The sequence below is a fragment of the Pseudomonas sp. HY7a-MNA-CIBAN-0227 genome, assembly GCF_040310325.1.
GTDB lineage: Bacteria > Pseudomonadota > Gammaproteobacteria > Pseudomonadales > Pseudomonadaceae > Aquipseudomonas.
Map to the genome: position 1 here is coordinate 1 of NZ_JBEOPT010000160.1, position 268 is coordinate 268.

Sequence of the window (268 nt, forward strand, 5' to 3'; positions counted from 1 at the left end):
CATCTGTAGTGACCCATTGACCGGGCTTGGAGAACTGCAACGAGTCGATATAAGTGCACGGTGCAACGTTGGACGCCAGAAATGCCGACATCAGCTTGGTGCGTGGATCGTTCTTTTTGTACTGGCCGCCCTCTTTACCCCATGCAGGACCTACCCATGCGCACTTGGCACCGTTCGCTGTAATTTCTTTGACCAGATTTGAAACGTTCTGCCATGCCCAGGCCTTCGGAAAAACCGGGTTGTCATAGGAAGCCATCGTATCTCCAAT

At 52.2% G+C, this 268-nt stretch carries 1 pseudogene; it reads right to left on the reverse strand.

What is annotated here, in order from left to right:
* Positions 1-268: pseudogene (locus tag AAEZ06_RS27405) on the reverse strand (SGNH/GDSL hydrolase family protein); the annotation flags it as partial.